This is a genomic window from Candidatus Rhabdochlamydia sp. W815, from assembly GCF_018642185.1.
Taxonomy (GTDB): domain Bacteria; phylum Chlamydiota; class Chlamydiia; order Chlamydiales; family Rhabdochlamydiaceae; genus Rhabdochlamydia; species Rhabdochlamydia oedothoracis.
In genome coordinates this window covers 1-879 of sequence record NZ_JAAVTY010000203.1, presented here as the reverse complement: position 1 = coordinate 879, position 879 = coordinate 1, and the positions used below count along the sequence as shown (strand labels likewise).

Sequence of the window (879 nt, the reverse complement as noted above, 5' to 3'; positions counted from 1 at the left end):
AACATTTTTATAAAAAGAACAACCTCTTCTTGCAAGATAGAGCAACTTTTTCAAAAAAACCCATTTATGCAATTCTTAATTTGAAATCAAACTAGTATACCTTATAGTAAAGTTGCTTTTGCTAAGTTGTATGACAGAAAAAATGCACTAGTAGCAGCAGAAGTATTAAATGATAAAACAATACCCTGGTTTGAAGAACAAGAGTTAAGAGTGTTAAGAATACTTAACCTTAGAGGGATAGAGTACTGTGGGAGTCGGGAATACCATGAATATGAGCTTTATCTTACAATAGAAGATATTGAACATAATCGAACAAAGGCAAGGCATCCTCAAACCAACGGAATCTGTGAGAGGTTTCATCAGACGATTCAAAATGAATTTTATGCATCAGCATTTAGGCAAAAAGTTTATCATAGTCTAGAAGAACTGCAAATGGATGTGGATAAATGGGTAACAGAGTACAATGAAGAGCGAGTCCATTCTGGGAAATATTGTTATGGGAAGACACCATGGCAAACATTTCAGGATGCAAAGCATCTAGCACAAATGAAATGCTAGACACATTATACTAGTTTGGCTTCAAATTAAGAATTTGAACCATATAAAAATCTTTAAGCAAAGAACAATACCTTCTATGAAGGTGAAGAGATTTTTTTCAAAATACCAAGATATAATCCTTAATTTGAAATTAAACTAGTATACACCAAGTTGACACTGTCAGTGAAGTGCTGTCTGTCAACTCAAGTTCTGTCTAGAACACTTTTAATTTGAATATGAAGGGTATATAGTGGTTCCGATTCAATCGTATAGAAAAATATTTTGTTTTGTGTTAAGCTATTGAGTATGAAAAAACTGATCCCTAGCCAGAGAGCTGACTTA

At 33.2% G+C, this 879-nt stretch carries 1 pseudogene; it reads left to right on the top strand.

The features are described 5' to 3' along the window. Positions 1 to 102: 102 nt before the first annotated feature. Positions 103 to 558, top strand: a pseudogene (locus tag RHOW815_RS08325) (integrase core domain-containing protein); the annotation flags it as partial. Positions 559 to 879 lie beyond the last annotated feature (321 nt).